This window comes from Paraprevotella xylaniphila YIT 11841 (assembly GCF_000205165.1).
Lineage (GTDB): Bacteria > Bacteroidota > Bacteroidia > Bacteroidales > Bacteroidaceae > Paraprevotella > Paraprevotella xylaniphila.
The window spans coordinates 27,823-53,530 of the sequence record NZ_GL883870.1; the positions used below are offsets into that span (position 1 = coordinate 27,823).

At 48.7% G+C, this 25,708-nt stretch carries 22 protein-coding genes and 1 pseudogene; 11 read left to right on the forward strand and 12 right to left on the reverse strand.

Going from position 1 to position 25,708, the window contains the following annotated elements; translation table 11 throughout:
• Window positions 1–274, forward strand: a pseudogene (locus HMPREF9442_RS16270) (PepSY-like domain-containing protein); the annotation flags it as partial.
• 77 nt (window positions 275–351) lie between these two features.
• Here the strand turns inward: HMPREF9442_RS16270 and HMPREF9442_RS11205 are convergent.
• Genes HMPREF9442_RS11205 through HMPREF9442_RS16545 form a run of 4 tightly spaced genes read right to left on the reverse strand, consistent with a single transcriptional unit; the run spans window position 352 to window position 6,567 of the window.
• Entirely contained in the window at window positions 352–2,340 is a 1,989-nt protein-coding gene (locus HMPREF9442_RS11205; RefSeq protein ID WP_253271106.1) for a hypothetical protein, read from the reverse strand.
• A gap of 5 nt (window positions 2,341–2,345) precedes the next feature.
• Window positions 2,346–4,043 (reverse strand): O-antigen ligase family protein, encoded by a 1,698-nt coding sequence (locus HMPREF9442_RS11210; RefSeq protein WP_008628571.1) that lies wholly within the window; start codon window positions 4,041–4,043, stop codon window positions 2,346–2,348.
• Window positions 4,037–6,028 carry a hypothetical protein gene (locus HMPREF9442_RS11215; RefSeq protein ID WP_008628572.1) on the reverse strand — a complete coding sequence of 664 codons (1,992 nt, stop codon included), beginning with the start codon at window positions 6,026–6,028 and terminating at the stop codon, window positions 4,037–4,039. The genes HMPREF9442_RS11210 and HMPREF9442_RS11215 overlap by 7 nt, the downstream gene beginning before the upstream one ends.
• Window positions 6,029–6,030: 2 nt before the next feature.
• A complete protein-coding gene (locus HMPREF9442_RS16545; protein ID WP_187118530.1) occupies window positions 6,031–6,567 on the reverse strand; it encodes a hypothetical protein in 537 nt (178 codons plus the stop codon).
• A 341-nt stretch (window positions 6,568–6,908) separates the two neighbouring features.
• Here HMPREF9442_RS16545 and HMPREF9442_RS11225 point away from each other — a divergent pair, with 341 nt between their 5' ends.
• Window positions 6,909–7,514 carry a hypothetical protein gene (locus HMPREF9442_RS11225; protein WP_050795527.1) on the forward strand — a complete coding sequence of 202 codons (606 nt, stop codon included), beginning with the start codon at window positions 6,909–6,911 and terminating at the stop codon, window positions 7,512–7,514.
• A gap of 43 nt (window positions 7,515–7,557) precedes the next feature.
• Here HMPREF9442_RS11225 and HMPREF9442_RS11230 read toward each other — a convergent pair whose 3' ends face one another.
• The gene (locus tag HMPREF9442_RS11230; RefSeq protein ID WP_008628588.1) at window positions 7,558–10,263 is read right to left on the reverse strand and encodes a hypothetical protein; all 2,706 of its coding nucleotides are present in this window, start codon (window positions 10,261–10,263) and stop codon (window positions 7,558–7,560) included.
• Between the two features lie 512 nt (window positions 10,264–10,775).
• Here HMPREF9442_RS11230 and HMPREF9442_RS11235 point away from each other — a divergent pair.
• From HMPREF9442_RS11235 to HMPREF9442_RS11245, 3 genes are all read left to right on the forward strand, one after another.
• A complete protein-coding gene (locus HMPREF9442_RS11235) occupies window positions 10,776–12,008 on the forward strand; it encodes a site-specific integrase (RefSeq protein WP_008628590.1) in 1,233 nt (410 codons plus the stop codon).
• A 64-nt stretch (window positions 12,009–12,072) separates the two neighbouring features.
• Entirely contained in the window at window positions 12,073–13,284 is a 1,212-nt protein-coding gene (locus tag HMPREF9442_RS11240) for a site-specific integrase (protein ID WP_008628591.1), read from the forward strand.
• Window positions 13,281–13,643 (forward strand): virulence RhuM family protein, encoded by a 363-nt coding sequence (locus HMPREF9442_RS11245; RefSeq protein WP_008628592.1) that lies wholly within the window; start codon window positions 13,281–13,283, stop codon window positions 13,641–13,643. The genes HMPREF9442_RS11240 and HMPREF9442_RS11245 overlap by 4 nt, the downstream gene beginning before the upstream one ends.
• Before the next feature lie 233 nt (window positions 13,644–13,876).
• On the opposite strand, the gene HMPREF9442_RS11250 is transcribed toward HMPREF9442_RS11245, so the two are convergent.
• Both HMPREF9442_RS11250 and HMPREF9442_RS11255 read right to left on the reverse strand, forming a co-directional pair.
• Window positions 13,877–14,185 carry a helix-turn-helix domain-containing protein gene (locus HMPREF9442_RS11250; protein ID WP_008628594.1) on the reverse strand — a complete coding sequence of 103 codons (309 nt, stop codon included), beginning with the start codon at window positions 14,183–14,185 and terminating at the stop codon, window positions 13,877–13,879.
• Between the two features lie 82 nt (window positions 14,186–14,267).
• Complete coding sequence (locus tag HMPREF9442_RS11255) at window positions 14,268–14,579, reverse strand: helix-turn-helix domain-containing protein (RefSeq protein WP_008628599.1); 312 nt, start codon at window positions 14,577–14,579, stop codon at window positions 14,268–14,270.
• 394 nt (window positions 14,580–14,973) lie between these two features.
• On the opposite strand from HMPREF9442_RS11255, the gene HMPREF9442_RS11265 reads away from it, so the two are divergent.
• The 4 genes from HMPREF9442_RS11265 to HMPREF9442_RS11280 all read left to right on the forward strand — a co-directional run bounded on the left by HMPREF9442_RS11265 (window position 14,974) and on the right by HMPREF9442_RS11280 (window position 17,790).
• A complete protein-coding gene (locus HMPREF9442_RS11265) occupies window positions 14,974–15,456 on the forward strand; it encodes a DUF3408 domain-containing protein (protein WP_008628603.1) in 483 nt (160 codons plus the stop codon).
• 185 nt (window positions 15,457–15,641) lie between these two features.
• Entirely contained in the window at window positions 15,642–16,055 is a 414-nt protein-coding gene (locus HMPREF9442_RS11270) for a plasmid mobilization protein (protein WP_008628605.1), read from the forward strand.
• Entirely contained in the window at window positions 16,052–17,002 is a 951-nt protein-coding gene (locus HMPREF9442_RS11275) for a relaxase/mobilization nuclease domain-containing protein (protein ID WP_008628611.1), read from the forward strand. The genes HMPREF9442_RS11270 and HMPREF9442_RS11275 overlap by 4 nt, the downstream gene beginning before the upstream one ends.
• A 32-nt stretch (window positions 17,003–17,034) precedes the next feature.
• Window positions 17,035–17,790 (forward strand): hypothetical protein, encoded by a 756-nt coding sequence (locus tag HMPREF9442_RS11280; RefSeq protein ID WP_040603043.1) that lies wholly within the window; start codon window positions 17,035–17,037, stop codon window positions 17,788–17,790.
• Window positions 17,791–18,083: 293 nt separating this feature from the next.
• On the opposite strand, the gene HMPREF9442_RS11285 is transcribed toward HMPREF9442_RS11280, so the two are convergent.
• Window positions 18,084–18,710 carry a Type 1 glutamine amidotransferase-like domain-containing protein gene (locus tag HMPREF9442_RS11285; protein ID WP_004315354.1) on the reverse strand — a complete coding sequence of 209 codons (627 nt, stop codon included), beginning with the start codon at window positions 18,708–18,710 and terminating at the stop codon, window positions 18,084–18,086.
• 896 nt (window positions 18,711–19,606) lie between these two features.
• On the opposite strand from HMPREF9442_RS11285, the gene HMPREF9442_RS11295 reads away from it, so the two are divergent.
• Complete coding sequence (locus HMPREF9442_RS11295) at window positions 19,607–20,122, forward strand: hypothetical protein (RefSeq protein WP_008628618.1); 516 nt, start codon at window positions 19,607–19,609, stop codon at window positions 20,120–20,122.
• A 576-nt stretch (window positions 20,123–20,698) separates the two neighbouring features.
• On the opposite strand, the gene HMPREF9442_RS11300 is transcribed toward HMPREF9442_RS11295, so the two are convergent.
• Window positions 20,699–22,144 (reverse strand): DNA recombination protein RmuC, encoded by a 1,446-nt coding sequence (locus HMPREF9442_RS11300; RefSeq protein WP_087944112.1) that lies wholly within the window; start codon window positions 22,142–22,144, stop codon window positions 20,699–20,701.
• A 102-nt stretch (window positions 22,145–22,246) separates the two neighbouring features.
• Between HMPREF9442_RS11300 and HMPREF9442_RS15940 the strand changes: the two genes are divergently transcribed.
• Window positions 22,247–22,810, forward strand: coding sequence for a GNAT family N-acetyltransferase (locus HMPREF9442_RS15940; RefSeq protein ID WP_008628626.1), 564 nt, complete (start codon window positions 22,247–22,249; stop codon window positions 22,808–22,810).
• A gap of 63 nt (window positions 22,811–22,873) precedes the next feature.
• Here HMPREF9442_RS15940 and HMPREF9442_RS11305 read toward each other — a convergent pair whose 3' ends face one another.
• The 3 genes from HMPREF9442_RS11305 to HMPREF9442_RS11315 form a co-directional block, all read right to left on the reverse strand.
• Window positions 22,874–24,274, reverse strand: a complete 1,401-nt coding sequence (locus HMPREF9442_RS11305) for a glycoside hydrolase family 125 protein (RefSeq protein ID WP_253271110.1) — start codon at window positions 24,272–24,274, stop codon at window positions 22,874–22,876.
• 82 nt (window positions 24,275–24,356) lie between these two features.
• Window positions 24,357–24,947, reverse strand: coding sequence for a DUF4230 domain-containing protein (locus HMPREF9442_RS11310; protein WP_008628629.1), 591 nt, complete (start codon window positions 24,945–24,947; stop codon window positions 24,357–24,359).
• Between the two features lies 1 nt (window position 24,948).
• Window positions 24,949–25,623, reverse strand: a complete 675-nt coding sequence (locus HMPREF9442_RS11315; RefSeq protein WP_008628630.1) for a DUF4230 domain-containing protein — start codon at window positions 25,621–25,623, stop codon at window positions 24,949–24,951.
• Window positions 25,624–25,708: the final 85 nt, after the last annotated feature.

The window sequence follows — 25,708 nt, forward strand, 5'->3', positions numbered from 1 at the left end:
GTGGCTGAACAACGCAGAAGTGGACATGCATGTAGATACGAATTACCAATGGCTGTTCACAGAGTTTGAGGATATGGCATGGACATCAGTTCCTGAAGCCGTAGTCAACAGCTTCACACAAGAAGGTTACACGTTCAATCCTCGTGAGGACGATGTGGACCGCATTGAATATCCCAACGGAACGGACACAGGTATCTATTACCGTATTGAATTGGATCGTGAACCGATGGACCTCATTCTGTTTTACAATCCCGACGGCAGCAAACGTTCATAAGAATATTTCCTTAAGGAAAGGGTCACTCCCTGCCGGTAAAGACATGCCGGCAGGGAGTGTTTTCATCCTCTTCCTGCTTACCAATACACCTGTTTGCCATCCTTATACTCGAACAACCGTTCCGCTTCTCCCCTACTCAAGTCGCGGAGTAACAAAAGCGCATGTTTCGGCACACCCTTGAAAAGTAAAGAGTCTGACGTGGCTGTTTGCCGGGCAAACGGCCTCCATTTCCCCTCCCGGCAAACCCAAAGCTCATACAAATCCCCCTTACAGACAAAATTATCCCGATTACGGGGTGTATAGACAATCTTCCCTATATGCTTTCGCTCGCCAAGGTCGAGTCCGGCCCATCCCCCGTCGGCGAAAGGATAATCATACGATGTGTCCGTATGCCCGTCGAACACATTGAAATAAGAATGGTCGCCTGCCGCACCGTCTTCCGGACCCAAGACTTTTCCGGCCAACGGCACCGTGTCATTGGCAGACGAATAGAACCCGGCCTCGGAGATATTCCCATAACCACCTGCCGGACCGTAATACCTCACATAACGGTATGCTTTGGAGGAATCTGTTTTTACCATTGTGCAAAGCCTGCCCGGAATCTCACGAATCAGGAGCAACGTGTCTTTTTGTTTGAAAGAAGGCGAATTGCTGCCCTCAAACACCCCATTGACCATCCGTCCCAAAAAGAACTCCCCAAGCATTCCGAATTTGCTCAGCAGAACGACATCTTCCGTTTCTTCCCGTGCCTCATAAAACTCCATTTTCCCGTTCTCCTTCCCTACGCTGAAAGGTGAAGACACCGGATCCAATTTGTCATGAGCCGCGTCATAAACCGCCAGACAGTAAATGGTACCTCCGTGGCAATCCTTAAAGACAGCATTGGAGCCGTCATACCTTGTCCATCCCACAGGTTTCCAAGCATAGCGGTCGGACATGCAAATGTAAACGACCTCACCCCTTTTCACGTGCCGGACGAGATGCCGTTTCCCAACGGATAAAGTAAAAGCCTTGTCCGTGGCATACAGACGGGTGACATCCTCGAAGAATGGATAGCGGAATACAGGATGCACACTGTCCAACGGCAACTGCAACGAATCCGTCATGGCACGGTTCAGGCTGAACCGTTGCCTGAACACTTTTCCATACACATCGTCATAGACTTCGGCTTTCAGCAAACGGTGCCACCAATAAAACATGGAAAAATACCAAGTCTGTCCATGTTGGTCCACCAAGAAGTTCCAGTAATGGGGCGCGTTGTTGTTACCACGCATCGGAAGTTCCTCTATGCCGCAAGGGATTCCCAACGCCCTGTAAATGTATACCAACATGTCGCACAAGTCCAGACAACTTCCGCCCCTCCAGTCCGCTATCCTCGGACCGATACGCACGCTCGTCGCCATTTCGCCCGTGAAATGGAAAGGTGCCCGGAGCAGGCTGTCCAAAACAATGTGGGCGGCAAATGTGGGGTTCTCTATTTGAGGGTCATCCTTATACTTCTCGATAATAGGCATGAACTGGTAATACAATTTTTCCCGCCACGGAACCAATTCCTCGTTTCCTATGCGGTAAGGCAGTATATACTCACAGAATTGCTCGAACGAAACGTTTTTGCCCCACGGCTGTTCCCTCCATACCTTGAAGGCCCATTCTATATTGGAAACCAAAAAGCCGGGTTCCATGTCCACGTCCGCTTTCCATCGTATCTGCTGCACGTTTTTGGGCTTTCCGCACAACCTTTCCGCCGAATCCAACGCCTGCCGGTACGTGTAACGTCCCGTGCTGAATATATCGTATGCCTTGTACATGGACTCCAACTCCCCACTGTCAGCCCCTTGGTAATATGCCATATTGTCTATCAGGAACAAAGCCGCCTCGTATTTCAACGAATCTTCCTGATATAATTCCAATATCCCCTTCAAACCGGGATTTTCAGCCAAAGCCATTTCGCGGACATGTACCCTTTCCGAACGCCTCGAACCCCAGACGGCATAAACCCCAACCGCAACTATCACGATGACTGCCGTAACCGCCATCTTCCCAACAACCGGTTTTCTTATCTTCATAAGTTTCATAGCTTTTTCATCATTCCGTCTCGCGGCACCGTCTTTTCGCCGTGCCGCACATCCTCCAATATTTCCTTTTTAATCCGTTGCACGTCCGGAGAATCCACCTTTATCCTTTTCCGGGCTACCACGTCTGCCACAGAATCCGCCCTATCCGTCTGTCTTCCGGACTTGTATGCGTAATACAGTCCCTCCAAAGGCGCAAACCTGACGGGGCACATCCAATGGGCCTGTTCATAATGTCGCACGGCTTCTCCATATTTCCCGGCCGCCCGGCAAATGTCCCCGGTCAGGAGGGACAAGTTATACGAGGGCCATAACGCCCGGCATTCCCTTGCCGTCGACAACGCCTCCTCATAACGCCCGGCATAAAACTGTTCGGCGGCATAATTATACAGGAAAGAAGCGTCATGGCGGTAATGCCCGTACAATTCCGCATACCGGGGCATCATTTCACGCGAATGCCCGCGCAAGGCCTGACGAGCCACCCGGCTCCATTCATATTCATAAGAATAGGCAACGGACACCTTTATCAACGCCACGACCGCTACCACAATTCCGGCCATGCCAACCCAACGCCAACATTTCCCATTCATCCTGCCTCGTCCAAGCATACCGCTACACATACGTCCCACGGCCGCTATCCCTATCACCGAAGCCAACGGATATTTCAACGGATAGGAAAACAGGGCAAAAACGACGCATGCACACAAAGAAACAGCCAACATGCGGGAAAAGATGTCGCGCCTCCGGAACAATCCGGACAAAAGCCAAGCCAAAGCCCCCAATGTCAATAATACGCCCGGCAAACCGAACTCAATCCATACCCATACGAACTCGTTCAACGGATGGTACACCTCACTGGCCAACCACGCATGTCCGCTATCGGCATGCGCCTTGAAGTAGTCGGCTTGCCGGGGCATATACTCCCGCAGGAAACCGCCGGGGCCATATCCGGCAAAAGGCCGTGCCTGCACCAGTTCCCATGAACGTTCCAATATGAAACGGCGTCCGTTGGTGGAATCCGTCTTGACCACCGAAATGCCCCAGGCCAGACCAACAGCCAACACCGCCAGAATCGTCAGTTTCATCATACGATGACCTTGCCACTGTTTTTGCAACCACAAGGCTGCATACAATGCCAAACATATCCATCCGGTACGGGAACCCGTGCATAATATGGCTGTCAAGATGACCAAAGCACATACGGCAAGGGCAGAACGGAACCAAAGCCTTCCCGGGCACCTTTGCCACAAACAGGCATGGAACGGCAAAGCGGCGCAAAGGCAGAAAGCCAACCCGGCAGGATTGTCGAACGTGCCGGATGCCGCCATCCCTTCTTGTCCTCCCCGGAACATCCGGACTATCGCATACACGGCCTCCAAGAAAGCCACGCCCACTAAGGCTTCGCAAAACGCGTCTTCCACGCGCCCCCACCACCCAAAAGCCCGCCGTCCGGAACCTCGATGCCTGCAGGCCACAAGCACCTGTATCCCGAATGTCAAAAGCACCAACAGCCCTACGGCTTCGGCCAAGACCCATTTCGGCCTTAGCCATTCCTCCGAAAAGCCCCTTACCGGTGGAAAGAAACAGGCGGCAAACAGGCACAGGAACAAGTAAAAGTAAACGCCTGCCCCGTCTGCCACCTGCTTTCCTTCGGGAACACTTCCCCTGATATGTTGGCTGCTTCTCTCCATTACCATCGTTGCATCTCTTTTTCCGCCTTCAATATACGGCGGAACCGGTCACGGAACATCGTTTCGTTTTTCATGTCGAGCGTTTGTTTGAAGACCAACCCGTTGCGGTCGAAAGTCATCTGCTTGCCACTGCTGTAGAAATGGAACAACTCCTGTAGTTTGAGGTAACTTTCGCCATCTTCTATATGAACGATTGGTGCAGACAACTCTTTTCTTATTTGGGCGAACCTGTTTTCATCCGAATACGCCTCCCCGTTGACTATCGCGACGATTTGCAAGTCCGGAAAACTTTCATAATCTGCCATGATGTTCTTCACGGATGAATTGGAACAAAAGCTCCAATCCCCATTCGGGTCTGAAAGCCAAACCACCTGCACATACCGGCCTTTATACCTATTTAAAATAGACTTCATCTCCCGACAACCGTCCCCTTCCGGTATTTCATAGACCCATGAGGCCGAGTTCCCGGACAAACGGTTCAATTCCTTTATTTTCTCCTTAAAGTAGGGGTAAGTCAAATAGGAAGAAGACAAGAAGTCCACCAACCTTTCGCGTTGTCCTACACTCCATTCCCCTTGCAAACCTGTAATTTTTTGTGTGAGGTAGGCTTGCACAGCCCAAGGAGTCCCCTCTGCGCCGGTCAGTTCGCGCAAAAGGTTCACTTGAAGGCTGTCTTTTTCTATTTCTACTTTCACATAGTCCAAAGGTTCTGTTTCAGAAGAATTATCCCAAAAAGCATACATATCAAGGAAAGCCATCATATATGTCATATCGATAGACGGAGGATACCCCAAACTATAAGGCAAGAAAGAAAGCGACGGATCATCCAAAGAAAGGATGTTCAACACCTTATAGGCTGAATAATCATAACCTGCATAATCTTCTTTTTGCACCTGCACTTTTCTCGGGCGTTCCACCTTTTCTTCAAACAACCGGCTGGCCATGTACAAATAACGGTCTGTCAATTCAAACCTTTGACGGTTCTTCAAAAGATGCGTCTCCCATGGAGAAAGCTTGTACTTCCATGCCACATAGTCGCAAAGCCGCATGTTTTCCGCCACACTCTCGTCCACATTCTTCAGGAAATATTCAGTGTCCAGGTTCCGTCCATAATCCGACAAACGTTCCCATCCGTAACAGATGAGCGGCACGTCCTGATGTTTCAACAGGTTCTCATAACAGCCTTTCGGATGGCTACTGGCATAGTCCACTGTCACATTACCTTCCCGCACCCCTTTCACGGTGATGTCAAGCGTATCCCCGGGACGGACATAGAAAGGAACAGGCAAGTTTCCACCTTCCATCTTCATTTCCGCCCACACCGGATGGTCCAAAGAAAGTTCTGCATAGAATGTCCCGTCCGGCTTCAAAGCCGTGCAAGGGCGATTTATGGGATAAGGGGCAATCTCCCTATGTCCCAAAAAACTGACATCAAAGAACAAAATCCCCTTATTCCAATCCCGTGAATATTCCTCTATCTTGCCGTGCACCACAGCCTTTCCCTTTTGGAACATCTTCTCGGAGGTCTCTTCCGCGTCCATCTCTTCTTTGGCCTCCGGAATCTTCACCTTGGTCTTGGCTGCGTGGATGCCATAGATGCGGAACATATCCTTGTCCGTTCCTTCTATCAGGTCGAATATCTTCGTGTCCTTCGGCATCGGTTCGAAGAGCAGACGGAACTCCAACAGCCCGGCTTTCGGAATATAGCATTTCTCGCCCAACGCCAACCCTACAGCCCCCTTCACGGGATAGCGTGCGTCCTCTTCATCGCTCAGGTACGTGGACGGTGAGAATTGGAACCAGGCATTGATTTTCCCCTTCGCCGTGCAATACATGACCGTGGCCGTGTCGGACAGCACCACCTTGTCTATGCCCACCATCCCCGCATTGGAATAGAAAGACTGCAAACGCGTATAGGCCACTTCACCTTTTCCTAATAGCGTGGTTGGCAGCAATGCTGCCACCAACCACAAGATTTTTTTCCTATTCATCTTTAACGTTTTAGAATTTCCTCCAACTCTTCCGGCGTAATATAATTCAAATGAAGTGGGAAATCATAGCTATCACTTCCACGTCTTTTCTCCCACCGAAATTTTTCGTTCCCATATTCATCTATATACTTTACATAAACTTCATAAGTATAGCTTATGGTACCAAACACCCCAATGTTACTACCTCCATACCAAGTTGCATCAACACTTACGATAGAAGCATTAACTTCACTACAACGTGACACACTTACAGTTAATTCTGACTGAGGAATACGCTGAGTTCCACCTATATACCCTGCGTTCCACGAAACAGAGACATCACATTTTTTACTTAAGCTAGTACCCGTATAAGAGCCAGCCGTAACAGGATTCACGCAATAAGCGTCGGAATGTTCCCCTCTCGTACTCATCGCCCGCTTCGCCAACGAACGTGCATCCTCTTCCTCTTCAAAAATATCATCCCCAGAGCAGCTATACGCCAATGCACCTGCGCCGACAAACAACAATGCCAAAACTTTCATGAATAAACTCTTCTTCATTTTTCTTTCTTTTAAAATTAAGTCAATGCTCCAATTACTTGTCCTCTTCCTTACCATGGTTTGAGATGACCATACAAAGTAAAGCAATATCGCCGTCAAACGCAAAACTTCGTTATCAAATATTATCAAATCAACTATCAAATATTATCAGAAAATGTCAAGCAACTGATTTTCAGCCATCGAGAAAGGCACTTTTTCTTTTCATTTTCCTACCGGCCATACACACAACAGGTGAAAACACGGTTCCAGACGGCACTTTCCTACAAAAAAAAGAGCCGGACACCTTGCATTTTATTCAAATAAATCATAATTTTGTTTACGATTTACCATAAACATATATCATGAAACCTAGATACAAATTTAACCTAAGCATCATATTGGCTTCCGCCTTAGTCTTATGCACCCTCACGGGAATGGGCATTAGCATCCGCCGCTGCATGGAATTGGCAGACTATTGCAAGAATGAAAACATGTCTGCCACAGCCTTGGATTTTTCAGAAAACATGGTCTTCCACGCCTACTATTGGATGGGCATTGCTTTTATCTGTATCTGCCTGACGGCCGCCATGCCCTTATGGTACTTCCACCACCAAAAAAAGCTGCATTCGGAACAGGACACACCGATGTCGGACGCACAAAAAGGCGAGTTCAAGAAATTACGGGTCAACATCCATACCCGAGAAGTCACGTTGGGGAACATTTCACGAAAAAGCCGCTTACAAGTGGTAACCTTGTTGGACTACCTCGTAAAACACCCCCAACATGAAATCTCATTTTCGGAACTCAACACCGTGTTCCATGAGAATTTTTTCGATGGTTCCTCCTCTGCCAAGCGGAAAATCAGCACCCTAAAATATGAGGCCAACGAAGCATTGAAGGATATGGGGTTTGAATTGCTCCGGCTTCCTCCCGGCAAGTTGGTCATGGCAACGAAAAAGGGGAATTGACTTTTCCCCTTTCGCATTTCCACATCCAACTCCCCCTACATCCTTACCGCACATTATTATATTGCATATACCGCCCACTGTCCGTAACGCCCACGGCCTCTACGCTGACTGCCGTCCGCTTGCTGTTGTTGTAAAGGCGGACCGTGGCACTCCCCTTCGCATCAAACTTCACTTCGGGCATCCATAAGAGCGTACGGCGGTAATCTTCCGTTCCGGGCAAAGGACGGCGACTGTAGTCGGGGCTGTAAAAATCGTCGCAGACGGCATAACCGTGCCACAGGTAACGGCGGTCACGGCAAGAAGGGAAATATTCCCCGTTGGGACGGAGCTGCATCCCCACGATGACTTCCGGTTGGTTGTCCTGCCGGTATTTCCAACTCCCCATTTCACGGGGCACATAGTCCGTATAAATATAGAACCGTTCCAACAGGCTCAGCGACCGGAATTTCTCGAATTCCCCACGCGACAGCCAATCGGGAACGGGATGGGTCGGCGTGTTCGGCATGACAGGCTTGTCCCACAAGCGGTTGGGCCAAGCGTTGAAGGTCGTCCGAAGAAAATAATCACGGTATTTGTTCATGTCGCCCACGAACAAGAACGAAACGAGCGTGGACACGGCAGGACTGCTCAAATAATAGAAAGGCACATCGGCCAGACCGTAGTCGGCCATCATGTTGTAGGCATCATACGCGTCGATCACCACAGCCGGTTTCGCCGGGTCGTAATGACGCAACCCGTTCCTCCGCGTCCGTACCGTCACGGAAGGCAACACGCGACCGTCGAACGAACCTCGCACAAGGCTGTCCTCGTGGGCAAACGGTTCGAGGTCGTGCGGCGACATGTCCTGATAAAAACTGTAGGGATGCGCAAAATGGGGGTGGAACAAGTCCAACTTCACATAATAGTCCGGCCAAGCCTCCTCGTCGGTGAAGCCTTTCTGGCGTTTTTTGCGGACATACCCTATATCCTTTTTCAGTTTCGCCGCACTGAGGAACATCATGCAATCACCGTAAATCTTGGGCATGGCCATATAGAACGAACCGTCTTTCGTCTGCTGCTTCAATTCAAAAGTCTCCGGCCCCTGCGTGAACATGGCCCAGACGTTCACCTCCTTTTTCAAGTTGCTGATCTTTTTGAAATCTATGTTCTGCCTTTCCGAGCGGTTGACACATCCTCCGATGGTCTGGAACTTCTCGGGCAACCAAGCGGGCGCGAACCGCTCCACGTCCGCCATCTCGCGCCATTTGTAACGCCGCCACCCCTGCACCATCATGAGCCGGTCGAGGGCCTGACGGCGGAGGCTGTCATCGGATTCGAAATAATAACCGGGATTTTCCACAAACCCTTTGATCTCACTGGCAAGGAGCATTTCGGTGAGTATCGTGCCGTTGTCGTACGTATCCTCTTCCGTTTCCCGGTCGCGGACGGCAAGGGAAAGGCTGGACAGGGAATCCGCCGGGTCGGCTAATTGCAAATGCACGGTGATGGAATCGAAAGGTTCGTAAGACTGGCGGACACCGGAAACGGCCAGCCCCGGGGCACCGTAGTCGTGATGGTTGACGAAAAAGAGCCGGTCGGCGTAGATGCGCCCCTTGCCATCGAACACCGTAAGTTGGTTGACTCCCGTGGGAAGGCTGTCCAACGGGATGGCCATCCGGCACGTACGGCATCCGGATGCCGCCCCGTCCGCCACATCCACGCCCCCGGACGAAAGAAGGGAAACAGGAAGCGGACGGTAGAAACGGGACACTCCGCCACTCATGACGTGCACGGCTATAGGGTTATCCACACCGACAGCCTGCACCACGGCCTCCACCACGCTGTCGCCCACCGTGACAGCCAAGGCACAACCTTCTTTCTCCACTTCGGGAAGTTCTTCCTCATACCCATACCCCTTGTAAGTGAAGGTAGCACGGTAATCCGCGTCCTCCGACACGTCCGGCAGGCGGAATGTCGTCCGGCCGCGTTCGTCCGTCCGGCAAACAGCCGCCACCTTTCCGTCCTTATCCCGGACGGAAAGCTCCATGCCGCCAAGGTGCTGCCCGTCCTCGCCGTTCAGTTCAAGGGCCACCCGGCAAGCCGTGCCGGCCACGAGGTTCCCCCCTTCGGGATAGAAACGCAAGTCCACTTCGGGTTTCTTTTTCTTCGGCGTTTTATAGTAACGGCGCATGGGGCGCAACGTCATGTCTTTCACAAAATCCCCGGCTTCCCCGGGTTTGTCATACACGGGGAACACCCGGGAATAAAGTTTCTCATAGTCGCGGAAAAACTCCTTGGCCATCTTCTTGCTGTAGAACAAATCCTCCGAAATACGCACATGGGGATATTCGCACTGCCCGAAGTTGAGCATCCAACGCGTATAAGCCCGCAATTCGTAGTAACCGGCATAAAGCGTGTCCTTCAGCACGAACATGCCGTGGGCTGTGCCGTCCTCCATCTCCAATTGCTGCCGTTCCACGGAATACCCGTCCGGCGTGAGAAGCTCCACGTAGAGAATCTTGCTCAGGTCGGTCAACGTGCCCCGGTCGGAACGCATGACATATCCTTTATACCAAAGGGTGTCGCCGAGGAAATAACAGGTGTTGTCCAAATGGAGATACACCTTTTCCTGCGGCAACCCGACACCGAAACCCTCCACTTTACGGTAAAGCGAATCCGCGCCTTCAAAACCTGCCGTTCCCTGCCCGTGCATGGGGAGCGGCCACCCCAATCCACACATCAGCACCCATGCTAAAAACACATATTTCATAGTCCTGCATTTTATTTAAACGACTGAGCATTACAAAGTAAAATAACAAAAACGACACAAGCAACTTTTCGCTATCAAATATTATCAAATCCGGTATCAAATATTATCAGAAAATGTCAACGCCAAAAAAACATCTTCTTTCTTTTGTTTTTTCCAGACGTTTCTTTTAAATTTGTAGGACTTAACCGGATAAAAATAATAAAAACATGAAACACAAAATTTAACATAAAGCTCTAAAGCAGCCAAAGGAGAATAAGAGAGGTTGGAACATAAACAGTTGGGAATGAGCAGATTTGCACAAAGTTGCCAAATCGGCATAAAGCAAGCGAGTGAGGAATATTGAAGTAGTTCAGTTACTAAATCGTGAGCTACAGTTACCTATGCAAAGCAGGTAACAATGCGGAAAGGCAACTTTGTGCATCAACGGATTTTATTGCGCTGATTCTCAATGTTTTGCGTATCAAGGAACGCTTACAAAATGATTATATTTGCACACTCAAAATGTAAGCGTTATGAAAATCGAAAAATTCAAGGTGTTGCTCTACCTAAAAAAGAGCGGAATGGACAAGAACGGAAAAGCTCCCATCATGGGACGCATCACGGTGAACAGGACTATGGCGCAGTTCTCCTGCAAGTTGTCTTGCACTCCATCGCTTTGGAATCCTCGTGCCAGCCGATTGGAGGGCAAGAGCAAGGAAGCCGTGGAGACCAACAAGGACATCGAGCAGTTGTTGCTTTCCATCCAAAAGGCTTTCGATGTGCTTGTGGAAAAGAGAACGGACTTCGAGGCTAAGGATGTCAAGGAGGCCTTGCAGGGCAGCGTCAAGACACAGACCACCCTTCTCTCCTTCGTGGACGAGCATATCAGTGAACTCAGCACCCATGAGGGCATCGATATGTCGAAGAGCAGTGTCTGGACTTACAGAAAGATTCACAAGAATCTCGCTGAGTTCATCGGGGAGAAGTATAGGTTGACTGATTTGGCTTTCGGACAGCTGACCGAGCCTTTCATCAGTGACTTTCACCATTACCTGCTTGACGAGAAAGGCTTTTCATCAGGAACCATCACCATCTATGTGTCGCTCTTCAAGAAGATGTGCCGCATCGCCTTTGAGCGAGGCTTGTGCAAGAACCTGCTGTTCGCCCATTATCGGGTTGGCACTCCAAGGGTTACGACACCCAAGTCTCTCAGCATGTCTGATTTCATAAAAATCCGTGATGTGGAACTGCCCGAAGACAAGCCGAGACTATCCGTTAGCCGTGACATGTTTCTTTTCGCCTGCTATGCAGGAACAGCCTTCATAGACACCGTTTCCATCACGAAAGCCAATGTCAAGGTGTTGGAGGATGGCGACAAATGGCTCATCTATAACCGTAAGAAGACCGGAACACTTGCCAGGGTGAAACTCCTGCCCGAGGCGTTGGAGCTGATGGCGAAATACGAGGACGAGGCAAGAGATACCCTTTTCCCATTGCTGAGCACGAATCGTGTTCGTATCGATCTCATCACCATCTGCAAGTTGGCAGAAACGAGCAAGACCTATTCCTACCATTCGGGACGACACTCGTTCGCCAGCCTCATTACGCTGGAGGCTGGTGTGCCGATGGAGACCATCTGCAAGATGCTCGGTCACAAGGATGTGAAGATGACGCAGCGGTATGCGAGAGTAACCCAAAAGAAGCTGTTTGAGGACATGGACAAGTTCATCGCTGCAACCGAGAAGGACTTTATTCTCGCATTATGAACAAGGCTTTCAACTTTTCTTTTTACAGTTTCAACTACATTATTATATTATAAGGACAACAACTATGAGCAGAAGTACATTTTCAATTTTGCCTTACATCAACAGACAGAAGGTGAAGGCAGACGGAACAGCCAACATACTTTGCCGCATCACCGTTGACGGCAAAAGTGCAGCCATTTCCACAGGCATATCCTGTACCCCACAGGAGTGGAACGCCAAGAAGGGAGAGGTACGGAACGCAAGGGACAACGGACGATTGGCAAGTTTCCTTGCTGAGGTCAAGGATAAATACAACTCACTTCTTACCACCAATGGCATCATCACCGTGGAAATGCTGAAGGCTGTGTTGAAGGACAAGGACACGACAGGAAGGTTCTTGCTGAGTTTTGGTGATACCATCGTGGAATGGTATCGAACCTCAAAAGCCAGACAAACCTTTCTGCACAAGCGGACATGGCAGAAGAACCTGAAAGCCTTTGTCCATTCGTTGGATAAGGACGACATCGCCTTTGAGGACATAGACGAGAATTTCGGGGAGGAATACAGGCTATTCCTGAAACGAGACCAGGGACGCATCGACAGCTACGTGAACCATTGCCTTCTCTGGCTGAACATGTTGATGTACAAGGCAGTGGACAGGAGCATTATCCGCTTCAATCCCATAGCCAAGATAGGGTATGAGAAGAAGGCAGCCCCGAAGATGACCCATATCAGCAAGGCAGACTTCATCAAGATGCTCTCTACCCCGATGGCTGACGAGCGAACGGAGCTTGCACGCAGATGTTTCATTTTTGCCTCGCTCACCTCCTTATCCTATATAGATGTAAAGAAACTGTACCCTCACCATATCAGTGAGAACTCCGAGGGTAGGAAGTTCATCCGCAAGGAAAGAGAGAAGACAGGCGTGGAGTTCTTCGTGCCACTCCATCCGATAGCCGAGAAGATTCTTTCGCTCTACAATACCACGGACGACAGCAAGCCTGTTTTTCCACTGGGTGAGAAGAAAGACATCTATCTTGATGTGCATACCCTTGGAATGGTGCTTGGCATAAGTAATAAGTTGGGATTCCACGCCAGCCGCCATACATTCGGAGTCTTGATGCTCAACGAGGACATTCCCATCGGCAGCATAGCCAAGATGATGGGACACGCAGACATCACAAGCACACAGGTCTATGCGCAGGTGACGGAGCAGAAGATTTCAAATGACATGGATAAGCTTATTGCCAAGCGAGAAAGGAACAGATTATCGAACGAAAAAACTATTGGAAAATGAACAGAGGAGTTATAACTATCAGCGAGAGCGGAACGGTATCCATGCCGACCGATACTGTATGGATGACCATGCAGGAGATTGCCGACATGTATAATGTGTTCGGCTGCTATGTGCGCAAGGCTGTCAAGGCTGTATTCAAGGATGGCATTCTGAAAGAGCAGGGTGTACGCCGTCATGTCAGGAAGAACGACCGCATCAGCTATGATGTGTATAGTCTTGAACTCGTCATTGCGGTAGCCTTCCGTATTGACAGCATTGAGAGCCGAGCCTTTCGGGAGTTCATCATGCAGTCCGTCATCGGCAGGCAGACAAGCCGCACTAAACTGGTCTGTATCTTTACAGAGAACGCAATGGCATAGCCCTGCCATAAAGCAACGTTCCTTGGAGGCTTTGCGCCTCCAGCCACTTGGGCGAACCACCGCAGTGTGTTTTAGCATGGTATTAGATTTTATACAGACCATAAGGAGAACACTCGGTAAACACGACCAACTCGGTATAGCCAATAAAACGAGGCGACAACCTATAACAGCCACACTCGGTAAGTTATACGTTGTCGCCTTGTTCATTTCACACACTCATCAAGGATATTCTCCTATACACCTTTCATTCTGTACGCCTCACGATAGTTAGCCATCAGAATCTTCTGAATGTCGGACTCGCGGTAGAGTATCTTTCCGCCAAGCTGGATATACGGGATGACACCGTTGTTTCGGTAGTCCTGCAGGGTTCTTCGGCTCAGTTGCAGCCTGGCACAAAGCTCCTTGTCCGTCATGAAGCGCTCACCGCCAAGCATGGGGCGGTAGTTCATCACGGCACGTTCAAAATTGTCAACCATTCGGTTGAGGTGGTTCACGATGTGGTTCATCCACTCGCTGTTTCTTGTCATTACTTCATTGCTCATAGTTGTCTCGTTTTATTGTTGATACTTACGTTACTCGTTTTACTTGCTGCATTGGATAAAGTGGCTGTTGTATATTGCCAGCCTAACCTGTGCGCTTGCGAAAGCGCATGTCCTTTTTCCTGTCCTCCACTACTGCTACGATAGCCATCACGTCCTCCGGCTTGTAGTAGGTCTTGTGGCTGATTTGCGTATAAGCCAAAGTTCCGTTGTCCCGAAGCGTCTGCACTGTCCGTGGGCAGATGTTGAGCGTCTGACACACGTCCTGCGTGTCGAGCCACTTGTTCATGGTCTTGTCCTCACTGCGCTCACGGATTCTGTCCATGCGCTTCACGAAGTTCTCCAACTGGGCATCAAGATAGTTGAATGCCTCTTCCTCGAATACGATGAATCCCATACTTTTCTTTTTTCTAAGTTAATACTATGTTTATCGCAAAGCTCCACGCATATGCAGTGCTCCACGTTTGTGAGTGCAAAGATAAGGCACGGCAATCTAAAAACAAGCGTTTTCAATTTCTGTGGCAGTATGTTGCCGGGGTTTGCCGACTTCAACGCCAAAAACAACAAGAAAAACTTGCACGACTGCAACGAATACATGAACAATGATGAGTTGAGAAATACGTTGAAGTTCTCACAACTATCTCGGTATGCAAATAAGCAAGCCACAACTAAATTGCCACGTTACACCCAATCAGTTGCATGGCTGCACTCAGTACACTTACTTTGCACCCGACAATCGGTCAATGGTGCAAACCGTGACCACTATACTAACAAATAAAACAGCATAAGCTATGGCAAGAACAAAAGATGCAGTCTTGGCTCCTGAGCAAAAGGAGCTGATGGAAAAAGAGTATTTGGATTTTGTTAAACCATCTACGTATGGCAACAAAGCCAATCCAAGTAGTTGTAATTCTCTCTATGATGGTGTAGAGAACCCAGAGTTGAGAGCAATTGTAGAGAAAGTTGCTGCAACAACTCCCTATAGAGAGGAAACATCAACGAACGAGGCTCAATCGCCACCGAATCCGCAGAAGCGCATCAGTGGCAAGCAGCGCAAGGCGACATTGGAGGAGTATCAGCAGACCTTCCTCCAGGTTCCAAGGATTGACGACCGCAAGCCAGTCTTCGTCAGTTCCGATGTACGAGACCGTCTTGATCGTGTCGTCCGCATCCTCGGAGGGAGACGCATGAGCGTATCGGGCATCATCGAGAACATCGTGCGCCACCACCTAAGCCTTTATGAAGAGGACTTCGAGGCTTGGCGCAAATTGTGAGAATTAAGGTCTGCGACCTTGGACGTGGATAGCTGAAAGGCTGTAGTTCCAACTAACGTGTTCTGAGAGGGAGCGAGGTTATGTTTTGGGAACCCCCAAAACGCCTCGCTCCACCATGAGGGCGGAGGAATTTTGCTCCCAACGGTCGCAGAAAGTGAGTGTACCAACTGTAAACAGTATATCGAATGACAAACATACAGGAACAGAATAGGAAAAAGGGCGGAAGACCGCCTACGGGCAGGGTTCGCAAGCTGTCGAAGTCTGTCACGGTGAAGTTCTCGAAGCCAAGCTACGAGGCTTTGAGACTGAGGGCGAGAAAAGCCAACCGCAAATTGGCGGAGTACATCCGTGAGTCCGCCTTGAACGGCGAGGTGGTCAGCGGACACAACGCAGAGACGGTAGCCATCGCCAAGCACCTCATTGGCATGGCGAACAACCTCAACCAACTTACCAAGCTGTCGCATCAGAGAGGGTTCCAGGAAACCCATGTGTATGTAGTGGACTTGTTGAGGAGATTGAAAGCAATCCTTGGCGAGTATCGCCAAGCAAGTTATAAACCGAAGCCAAGCAGTATGGGCAGAAAGGAGGATACCACATGATAGGCAAGCTAAAGAAGGGCAGCTCATTTGGTGGTTGCATCCGCTATGTTACAGGCAAGGACGAGGCGAAAATCCTTGCATCCGATGGAGTGTTACTCGGCACGAATGCCGAGATAGTACAAAGTTTTGAGCTGCAAAGACAGCTAAATCCAAGGATTAAGAAGCCTGTGGGACACATTGCACTCAGTTTCAAGCCCGATGACAAGCCACGTTTGACGGATGATTTCATGGCTAAGATAGCCCTTGAATACATGCAAATGATGGGTATCAACGATACCCAATTCATTATCGTAAGGCATCACAACACGGACAATCCACATTGTCATATCGTGTATAACCGCATCAACAATGAAGGCAAACTCATATCAGACGCCCACGATTACAGGCGTAATGAGCAAGTGACCAAGGCTCTAAAATCCAAGTATGGATTGACTTACGGAACGGACAAGAGCAAGACTAACACTCGCAAATTGCGCAATGCAGAGCGTGCCAAATACGAGGTTCACAATGCCGTCAAGGAGGCCTTGAAAGGTGCTGATAGTTGGCAGAAGTTCAAGAATGAACTTGCAAAACGAGGTGTTCACTTAGAGTTTGTCTATAAGGATAAGGAGCGAACCAAGGTTCAAGGCATCCGTTTCTGTAAGGACGGATATTGTTTCAAGGGTACGCAGATTAGCCGTGACTATAGCTTTGGCAAACTGAATGCGAAATTAGAGGGAACGGAGAACCTTTTATCAGCAAGAGCCAAATCTGCTCAGCAATATGAGCAGGGTTGTCACAAGAATGAGCAGATGCCATTCATGTCGGAGAGCAGTCAGGATCCTTGGGACGGTATTTCTTCCATAGGACTCTTTGCTCCTGCCAATGCACAGACCTTTGAGCAATTCCCAGAGGATGAATCATCCAAGAAAAAAAAGAAGAAACGCAGAAGAGGCTTTAGCCTTTGATGCAAGTCATAAACTTAAAATTAGAATCGAACATGAAAGAAGAAATGTTAGAAGCCATCTACGGCACAGTTGAGAGATTGGAGCAAAAAGTCGATGAACTTTCTGCCTCACCAAAGAATACAGAGGCGGAAAGCACTCCGGTCTCTGTAAGTGTTGATACAAGCAAACTTGAAAAAGCTATTCTTGCTATGGCTGTAAAAGAAGGGGAAGCTATTGACAAATTGGTAAGATTAAGAGAGGCTATCTGTATCTTTACCGACCTTACCAAGAAAGAAGCAAGCAAAGATGAACAGCGAAGCAAACTCTTGTTTGATACCATTAATCAGGTGAAACAAGAGCTGAATGCCACATCAAAAAATGTGCAGGACAAACTTCACGCAATGGATAACACACCTCTGAAGAAAGTAGTGACTCATCGCTTCGAGCCAACTTCAAAGTATGTTCTTCTTTTCATTGGAGGCTTGGCTCTATCTCTTGTCATCTCCATTTGGGGCAACCTAGCCCAATGGCGAGAGTATCAAGCTTGGGAGGTAGCAGACTTGAAATATCGGGCATTGAAGATGGTTCTTCCATCTGACGACCCAAATGTTCGATACATCGAAAAGCATTTTTCTGTTTGCCGAGATGAGAGAGTTATAGATGATGTAAGAAATTGTGTTGCTGCCTACGAGGATTCTATTCGCCATCATCATGAAATGGTTGAAATGGCTACTTATAAAGATAGTATAGCCAATAAGCTTTTGCAAGAATCAAATCGCATAAAACGTGCTATGAAAAGCTCAAAATAAAGTTTCTGGAAACTAACTAAACTAAATGAGAGGGAAATAAACTTAATACATTCCCCTCTCATTTATTTAGTGTAATTTTGGAATATAATCTTTATCCCTTTATAATAAGGACATTGGGAGGATTGTCCGATTTTGAGGTAACGAATTGCCAACCGTTCTTGTTGCTGCATTCTGCTTTGATATGCTTTCTTGGCATCTCGTCTATGCTACAAAACGTTCTGAAATTTGCTGTGCTTTCACTAACGAGTGCGATTGTAACTGAATCAATATAGCAGAAATACGGTCTATTCTATTCATTTTGCATCTTTAATTTGAATATTTGAATCTTCAATAATAACAGCTTGTTTATTACTTATAGGAATAAGCTGCAACTTCTCATTATATAGTTGAACTATCTTTTCACCTTTTTTCTTGAATGGAAAATTTCCATAATGGGGAATCGTATAAAAATCGACCAAATCTAAAGAAGTACAGTCTTTCAATTCAGGAGCCTTTTCTATTGGATCAAAATTCACACTTCTCATATATTCTGCATCGGGAGAGGCTATTATTGCTCCGGCAGATTCCCCAATATACAGTTTACCCAATTTCACTTGTTTAGATATAATTTTATCAACACCTTTTCTTTTTAACTCTTGCAAAAGGAAAAATGTATTTCCACCTGTTATGTAGATATAATCGCATTTATGTAATATAGAAGATATTTCCTCTTTGGGCAGTTGGGTAATCTCGACTTCTTCAACAATCATTCCTGCTTCTTCTAAAGCCTTTTTCCCCTTTTTTACATAGAATCGTATTGGTTCTGTAAGGCTTGCAGTTGGTATAAAAGCTATAATTTTCCCTTGCAAATCTTCTTTGGCACAATCGACAAATAGATTAGCAACATCAGCAAATGATGAGCATAAAAATAATCTTTTCATATTCTATAATATTAAGTTTAATACTTTTTGATACAAAGATAGCGTCTTCTATGACAGCCCTATGTCAGTAAGTCTAAATATTGAAGAGTTTTTTCATCGAAAGTACTTATTTTTTATAAGTAAATGAGAATGAGATAAGTTTTTATCTCATAAAAAGAAGAGGTTACGAATTAGAAATATACAGAATGTAGCATCCTGCTGTGATTTGCATAACCATTCAAAGAACTCTTTCGGTTGCAAAGGTACGATATTTAATCGGGGATAAAGAATGTTTTAAGATTTTTTTGAGTATTTGCATCTTTTCGATGAGCCAAGGACAGCTCATGTTTCTTTCGAGGGCAACGACAATGCATCTTATAACTGCAACATCATAAGCCATAATGCCAAACTCATACATAGGGAAGATGGCAACTATTTTATGGCTACAGCCACTGTGAGCACACAGGGACAAAATACCCCAATATTGCAACAGTACATGAAAGTCGATGTCAGAATCATCGTCAGCAATAAAACGTTATGGCAACAGGTATTCGGATAAACTATATCCGAATACCTGCTGTTTGTTTTTGGATGCATATTGTGTCGGTAAGCATCAGATTTTACGCAAAAGTTCTAATTTCCATAAAATTCCTCTTGTAAATCATTGGATATTTAGAAAAATATCGTATCTTTGTCCCCGAATTAAGGCGTTCTTTGCATATTGCAAAATACAGAAACGAGCAGAAGGTCGCTCGTTTCCATATTGTTACCTATATAATATAGGCAAACGCCCAACTTCTTGATTTTCAATCAAAGTCCAATTTAGAGCGAGTTACATTATTAACCTAATCGCATCATCGGCTGCCATCTTAATCCTGACTGCAATCATAGGGGCATGCATCAGCCTACACCACTGTATGGAATGGGAAACCTACTGCGACGATGGCACCCTACCTTTATTGGCCATAAGGCACACGCAAAACATGATATTCCACGCCTATTACTGGATGGGCATTGCTTTCGTATGTTTATGCCTGATGACAGCCATGATGGTATGGTACTTCCGCCAACAACAAAAACGCCATCCGGAATTGGTCGATTTGATGGCAGACACGTCGGAATGCGAACTCCACAAGATACAAGTGAACATCTATACCAACGAAATCATCATAGACGGCATAGCCTACCCAAGCCGCTGCCAAGTGGTGTCCCTGTTGGACTACCTGATGAAACAGCCCACGCACGAAATCTCATTCACGGAACTCAATACCGTATTCAATGAGAATTTCTTTGACGGTTCGCCTGCTTCCAAACGGAGAATCAGCAACCTCAAATATGAAGTCAACGACTTGTTGAAAAGCGGAGGATTTGAAATGACCAAAGTTTCTGCCGACAGGTTTGCCTTGACCCCTATCAACCAAAGAGCATCCTGACATTGACAAAAAGTAAAACCGACCTCCACGAGACTCGCGTATTTCCGCCCCCTCACGGAAGTACCCGGAAATACGCGAGTCTCGCAGGGAGACGGAAAGACAATCTGACAGCCCTTGGGGATTTCCCGTGACATCCTGCACGCAGGAAAACAAATTGGAACGCAGAAGGGCGGGACAAAGGAAAAAAACCGAGGAGACGGACATGCCATTTTGACATCCGGCTTTTACAAACCAAAACACTCCAAATAGAATAAAACCACGCCTGAAAAGCATTTCCTTATCCCGTTTTCAGGTGCTTTCCGTCGCCATGCGCGGACATTCCCTCAACAACATGCGGAGAAAAAAAATGTTTTCTCAGCCGAACGAAAAACCATTCGGCTGAGACTGATTCTTAAAAATCCCCAACATAGTAAAAAAACAAGCCTGAAATGCTAAAAAATGTACCCCAAAGCACCTTGCGCCCCCTCTAAAACCTGCCGGTTTTCAGGGCATGCCTTAATCAAAAAACGTGGTTTTACTGTCAAAAAGACAGCAAAACCACGAAATATCGTCCATTCATGAAAGTTACCGACACGTTTACCCTTGGAGTCCGGCAGGCGCTTCCGCCGTCCCTTCCACTCCGCGCAACGGTTCGTTCTCTTCGGGAATCACCTTCTTGGCACTGGCCTTGGCGCCCAACTTGATAAGCTTGTTGGCCGCCCCCACCACGCTCAACCGCCCGTCCTTCAGCTTGTCGGCGGCCTTGGAAAAGGAGGACGAAGCATCTTGCAACTTCTGTCCCACAGTCTCGAAATGGCCGATAAAGTCGGCCACGCGGTCGAGCAGCATCCGGGCCGTATCATAGATGGCCTCCTGGTTCTGCGCCTGTTGCATTTGGGTCCACGCAATCTGGATGATGCGGAGTGCCGCCGTGAGGTTCTGCTCGCCGGTGATGAACACCCCTTTGGAAAAAGCCTCACGCCACAACTCCGGTGCTTCGGCCAACGCCAACTGGAGTGCCCCTTCGTTGGGCACGAACATGATGACGTAATTCAAAGCCTGACGCGGCAACTTGATGTACGCGCTGTAATCCTTGCGGGCCAATTCGGCCACATGCTGCCGCACGCTACGGACATGCCGCTGCAGGGCTTCGGCACGCGCCTCATCGGTCTCGGCGTTCTGGTAGTCCACGAAAGCCGTAAGCGACACCTTGGAGTCGATCACCGCATCTTTCCCGTCGGGGTAATGCAGGATGGTGTCGGGAATCATCCGCTTCCCGGACTCTTCGTTCAAGATGGCCTTGCCGGTGCGGTCGCGCAGGGTTACCTGCTTCTCGTAATGTATGCCTTCTTTCAGCCCTTGGCTTTCGAGCAATTCGTCCAGAATCAACTCGCCCCAATTCCCCTGCACCTTGTTCTCGTTGCGCAACGCCGAAGCCAGCTTGTCGGCCTCAGCCCCGATTTCACGCGTACGCCTCATCACTTCCTCGATGGCTTTCTCCAGCGAAGCCGTATTCTTGTTATGCGTGTCGCGGCTGTTGTCCATGGCCGTACGCATTTCCCGGATGGTCTCTTTCAACGGGTCTATGATAGCCGTCATCTGCACCGTGTTCTGCTGCGAAAGCTCACGGGTGCGCTGTCCCAATATTTCACGGGTAGCGTTCTGCAACTGCTCTTGCATGAGATTCAGTTGTTCCTTGAAACGGCGGTTGCGCTCTTCGGCCTCGCGCACCATCTGTTCGCGCACCAACACCAATTCCTTTTCCACCGTCTGCTTGTCGGCAGCCAACCCTTTGTTCTCGCGATTCAACGTCTCGCACCGTTCTTGCAACTCGGCCAAACGGTTCTCCATGCGCCCCTCGCGCTCCTTGAAATCCTGCGACTGCCGTCCTGCCAGTTCTTCCATGTCGAGACGACGTTTTTCCATCTCTTCCTCACGGGCCTGCAGCAGGGTCTGCAGGGAAGACACACGCGCCTTCGTCCACAAAAAAACAACACCGGCACCACATACCAAACCGGTGAAAAGCCATAAAAGTCCTGTCATTTCTTCTTTTTCCTTACGTTTTACAACAAAATTACATTTTTTAATGGATAAAGCAAAACGAACTTTGTATTTTTGCAGGACTAATCCAAAAAACAAACAGAAATGGAACTCATACCTGTAAAAACGACAGACCCGTATTATGCTGAAGCCGAACGGCTCATGACGGACGCTTTCCCGCCCGAAGAACGCCGTCCACTGGAGCGGCAACGCCAATACACCGACCACAACCCACTTTTCCACCCTCAAGTCGTTGTGGAAAACGGGACGTTTGCCGGACTGTTCAACTATTGGACCTTGGACGGGTTCCTTTATGGGGAACACTTGGCCACCTGCCCCCACTTGCGCGGCGGCGGACTGGGACGGCGCATCCTCGATGCCTTCATCCGGCAAGCCGGACAACCTATCGTGCTGGAAGTGGAGCCGCCCACAACCGACATTGCCGCACGGCGCATCGGCTTCTACCGCCGCTGCGGTTTCCGCCTGTGGGAACATCGTACTTATATGCAGCCTCCTTACGCCGCCGACCTCTCGCCGCTCCCCCTGCTCCTTATGGTGCACGGCGATTTGGACGAAGAGAAAGACTTTGAACGCATCTGCCACGAAATCCATACGAAAGTGTACGGATGGCAGGGAGGCAAGTTGGAACCCGAATCACCCTACAAATAAATCCGGTGCGGCGGAAAGCTTTCGCCGCACCGGATTTCCTTGCCGGCATCCCGTATTCCCGGGTCAATCCGTCTCGATACTGTTCAACAAGTCTGCCTTCCCCTCGTTAATCAGTTTCAATATCAATTCGCCGAACAACGTGTTTTGCCAAGCAAACCATGCACGGGTAAAGTTCTTCGGGTCGTTCTTATGGAAAGACTCGTGCATGAATCCCGTACCGGCATCCGTATTCACCAACATTTCCACACAGGCTTTGATTTCCTTGTCGTCACGGCTCGTAAAAGCCTTCATCATGATGCTCATCGGCCAAATCATATCGTAACCGACATGCGGCCCGCCGATGCCTTCGCCCGCCGTCCCTTTAAAGAAATAAGGATTGTCCTCGCTCCATATCAGCTTGCGGGTATTCTGATACACCGGGTCGTCCACTGGCACGTCACCCAGATAAGGCATGGCCAACAGGCTGGGCACATTGGCATCGTCCATGAGCAAACGGTTGCCAAAACCGTCCACCTCGAAAGCATACACCTTTCCGTAACGGGGATGATCGTATACGGCGTATTTCTTCAAGGCGGCCTCCACTTCATCCGCCAATTCACGGCATTCTTTGGCCAACGTCTTTTCATGGTTCACCTCGGTCAATATCTCGGCAGCCTTACGCAAGGAAGTCACGGCAAAGAAATTGGAAGGCACCAGAAACTGAAACGTGGTGGCATCGTCGGAGGGTCGGAAAGCCGAGGCTATCACCCCCACAGGCTTCACCGGATTGCCCCATCCGTTATTGGTCATGGTGTCGAGCGCACGCTCCGTCTTGCGTTGGAAATGATAGGGGCCGTTCCCATCCTTACGCTGCTGTTCCCGGAACGTCTGTAGAATGTAGGCCACGGCTTGCAGCCACTCGTCGGAGAAGACACTGGCATCTCCCGTCACCTTCCAATAATGGTAGGCCAGACGAATGGGATAACACAGCGAGTCGATTTCCCATTTCCGCTCATACACTTCGGGCTTCATATCCGTCATGTCGGACGCCCAATAGCTTCCCGTCGCCTCCTTATTGAAGGCATTGGCGTATGGGTCGATATTGATACACCGGAACTGACGGCGAATCACTCCGGCCAACATTTTCTTCAGTTCAGGATCCTCATTGGCCAACTGTACGTAGGGCCACACCTGCGCACCGGAATCCCGCAACCACATGGCATGTATATCACCCGTGTACACGAAGGTGTCGTCCGCCCCGTCGAAGTGGACGGTCGTATCCAACGTATTCGGGAAACAATTCTCAAACATCCATGCCAATTTCGTATTCGTCAACAGTTTCTTGGCACGTTGTATCTGTTCCTCCACAGCCTTGGACGTGAACAAACGTTTTTCAGGACGATGGCTCTTCCACGCGCTAACTTGGGTATTGTCCCGTTCGGCCACATACTCCTGCACTACGGCCGCCCGGGTCTCCACCGTCATTCCGGCAACCCCCACGGCGACTCCTACAATTTTAATAAGATTTAAGTTCATAACATTTATTGTGAATTAGTATTAAGTTGGGTTATCTTATAAAATAGATTTCCACCGTATGAAAACCCAAAGCACGGAACAAGGCCGTGAACTGATTGCGTGCATTGGCCTCTGCCCTACGCATATTTGATGGTGTCAGGCATTGGCGCAACATCTTCACGTAGGCACGGTCGTACAAATCTCGACGCACGTCATTCGACCACTTCCCACTCTCATAAAAAACCTTCGTACGGGCTTCGTCGATAAAATCCTTGTCCAACAAATGCACGGCCGGCAAACGGAGAGTCACGGTATCACCATGTGCCTGCGCCCATTCCCCGGTCACCCGGTTCATGTCGATGCCGATGCGGGGGACTCCGGTGTACACAGCCACCAAGCGGTCGTCGGTAAAAAATCCTTCGCGTAACGTATCGGCCACGACTTCAGACTGGACCGACAAGAATTCCCATTGCCCGATTTGTTCGATACGACGTATCTCCTGAGAGGTCAGCTCGATACGGTCATCAAAACCGGCTTCCACCGATATGCCTCCTTTACGGTTCCATTTTACCAACAACCCGATAAAGACTGCCAATACGACGGCCACGACCAACCACTTCAGTGCACTCAACCATTTTCCCATTTCATTTCAGTTTTTCAGTCCGTCCTTCACGTTCCAACAGCAACGGCATATCTGCCGCCGTAAAATCCTTACGGAAAGAAACCACTATGTTCCGCTCGTCATAGCCCAACCTCGTCAACATCGGCACCAACACGTGGGCCGCATTCTCGCGGGCCATCTCCAAAATGCCCAACTGCGGCACGGAAGCCAGAATCTCGTCTTCCCCCTGACGCGTAAAATCGGCCAGTTCCGCAGAAGTATAGTCCGAACGTGTCAAAGACACAAATTGCTTCACTTCATCGTGATTGATGCGCGAGGAGGTCACGACCACCCGTGGATCGGGCAAAGTGACCACAATACGGTCGCCCGAACGCAACACATTCTTCTCGCCGAACCCCGTGAAGTCAATGTAAGCTTTCAGGGTTACATCGAGAGGTATCATGACCTTGCGTTCGCCGATAGGCACTTTTACATCGAACGTCCGCTGAAAGAGATTCCCTTTCACCCGCAACGGGTCATCCTTCAAAACTAATTTATGCACTTCATATTCGGCCGTATACAGACGGGCACACTCCTTTACCTGCATAACCAAGGAGAGCGTATCGACCCGGACGGCCTCTGCTTTCGTCTCTTTCCCGCGACAAGCCGACAAAAGAGACAGGCACAAAACTATGACAAAACAGAACGTTATTTTCATTGCAAATGCTTGGGGGCTTCAAAGATAGGCATTTATGGAATAACAGGCAACAAAAGAAGACCTAAAAATATAACAGACAAGCTTG

Coding starts and splice junctions, on each gene's coding strand:
- HMPREF9442_RS11280 (WP_040603043.1), top strand. CDS start 17,035: ATGAAAGAAGAAATGTTAGAAGCCATCTACGGCACAGTTGAGAGATTG.
- HMPREF9442_RS11245 (WP_008628592.1), top strand. CDS start 13,281: ATGAACAGAGGAGTTATAACTATCAGCGAGAGCGGAACGGTATCCATG.
- HMPREF9442_RS11235 (WP_008628590.1), top strand. CDS start 10,776: ATGAAAATCGAAAAATTCAAGGTGTTGCTCTACCTAAAAAAGAGCGGA.
- HMPREF9442_RS11230 (WP_008628588.1), bottom strand. CDS start 10,263: ATGAAATATGTGTTTTTAGCATGGGTGCTGATGTGTGGATTGGGGTGG.
- HMPREF9442_RS11255 (WP_008628599.1), bottom strand. CDS start 14,579: ATGGGATTCATCGTATTCGAGGAAGAGGCATTCAACTATCTTGATGCC.
- HMPREF9442_RS11215 (WP_008628572.1), bottom strand. CDS start 6,028: ATGAATAGGAAAAAAATCTTGTGGTTGGTGGCAGCATTGCTGCCAACC.
- HMPREF9442_RS11210 (WP_008628571.1), bottom strand. CDS start 4,043: ATGGTAATGGAGAGAAGCAGCCAACATATCAGGGGAAGTGTTCCCGAA.
- HMPREF9442_RS11305 (WP_253271110.1), bottom strand. CDS start 24,274: ATGACGGTGGAGACCCGGGCGGCCGTAGTGCAGGAGTATGTGGCCGAA.
- HMPREF9442_RS11250 (WP_008628594.1), bottom strand. CDS start 14,185: ATGAGCAATGAAGTAATGACAAGAAACAGCGAGTGGATGAACCACATC.
- HMPREF9442_RS11270 (WP_008628605.1), top strand. CDS start 15,642: ATGACAAACATACAGGAACAGAATAGGAAAAAGGGCGGAAGACCGCCT.
- HMPREF9442_RS16545 (WP_187118530.1), bottom strand. CDS start 6,567: ATGAAGAAGAGTTTATTCATGAAAGTTTTGGCATTGTTGTTTGTCGGC.
- HMPREF9442_RS11295 (WP_008628618.1), top strand. CDS start 19,607: ATGGAATGGGAAACCTACTGCGACGATGGCACCCTACCTTTATTGGCC.
- HMPREF9442_RS11205 (WP_253271106.1), bottom strand. CDS start 2,340: ATGAAGATAAGAAAACCGGTTGTTGGGAAGATGGCGGTTACGGCAGTC.
- HMPREF9442_RS11300 (WP_087944112.1), bottom strand. CDS start 22,144: ATGACAGGACTTTTATGGCTTTTCACCGGTTTGGTATGTGGTGCCGGT.
- HMPREF9442_RS11240 (WP_008628591.1), top strand. CDS start 12,073: ATGAGCAGAAGTACATTTTCAATTTTGCCTTACATCAACAGACAGAAG.
- HMPREF9442_RS11265 (WP_008628603.1), top strand. CDS start 14,974: ATGGCAAGAACAAAAGATGCAGTCTTGGCTCCTGAGCAAAAGGAGCTG.
- HMPREF9442_RS11315 (WP_008628630.1), bottom strand. CDS start 25,623: ATGAAAATAACGTTCTGTTTTGTCATAGTTTTGTGCCTGTCTCTTTTG.
- HMPREF9442_RS15940 (WP_008628626.1), top strand. CDS start 22,247: ATGGAACTCATACCTGTAAAAACGACAGACCCGTATTATGCTGAAGCC.
- HMPREF9442_RS11285 (WP_004315354.1), bottom strand. CDS start 18,710: ATGAAAAGATTATTTTTATGCTCATCATTTGCTGATGTTGCTAATCTA.
- HMPREF9442_RS11275 (WP_008628611.1), top strand. CDS start 16,052: ATGATAGGCAAGCTAAAGAAGGGCAGCTCATTTGGTGGTTGCATCCGC.
- HMPREF9442_RS11310 (WP_008628629.1), bottom strand. CDS start 24,947: ATGGGAAAATGGTTGAGTGCACTGAAGTGGTTGGTCGTGGCCGTCGTA.
- HMPREF9442_RS11225 (WP_050795527.1), top strand. CDS start 6,909: ATGAAACCTAGATACAAATTTAACCTAAGCATCATATTGGCTTCCGCC.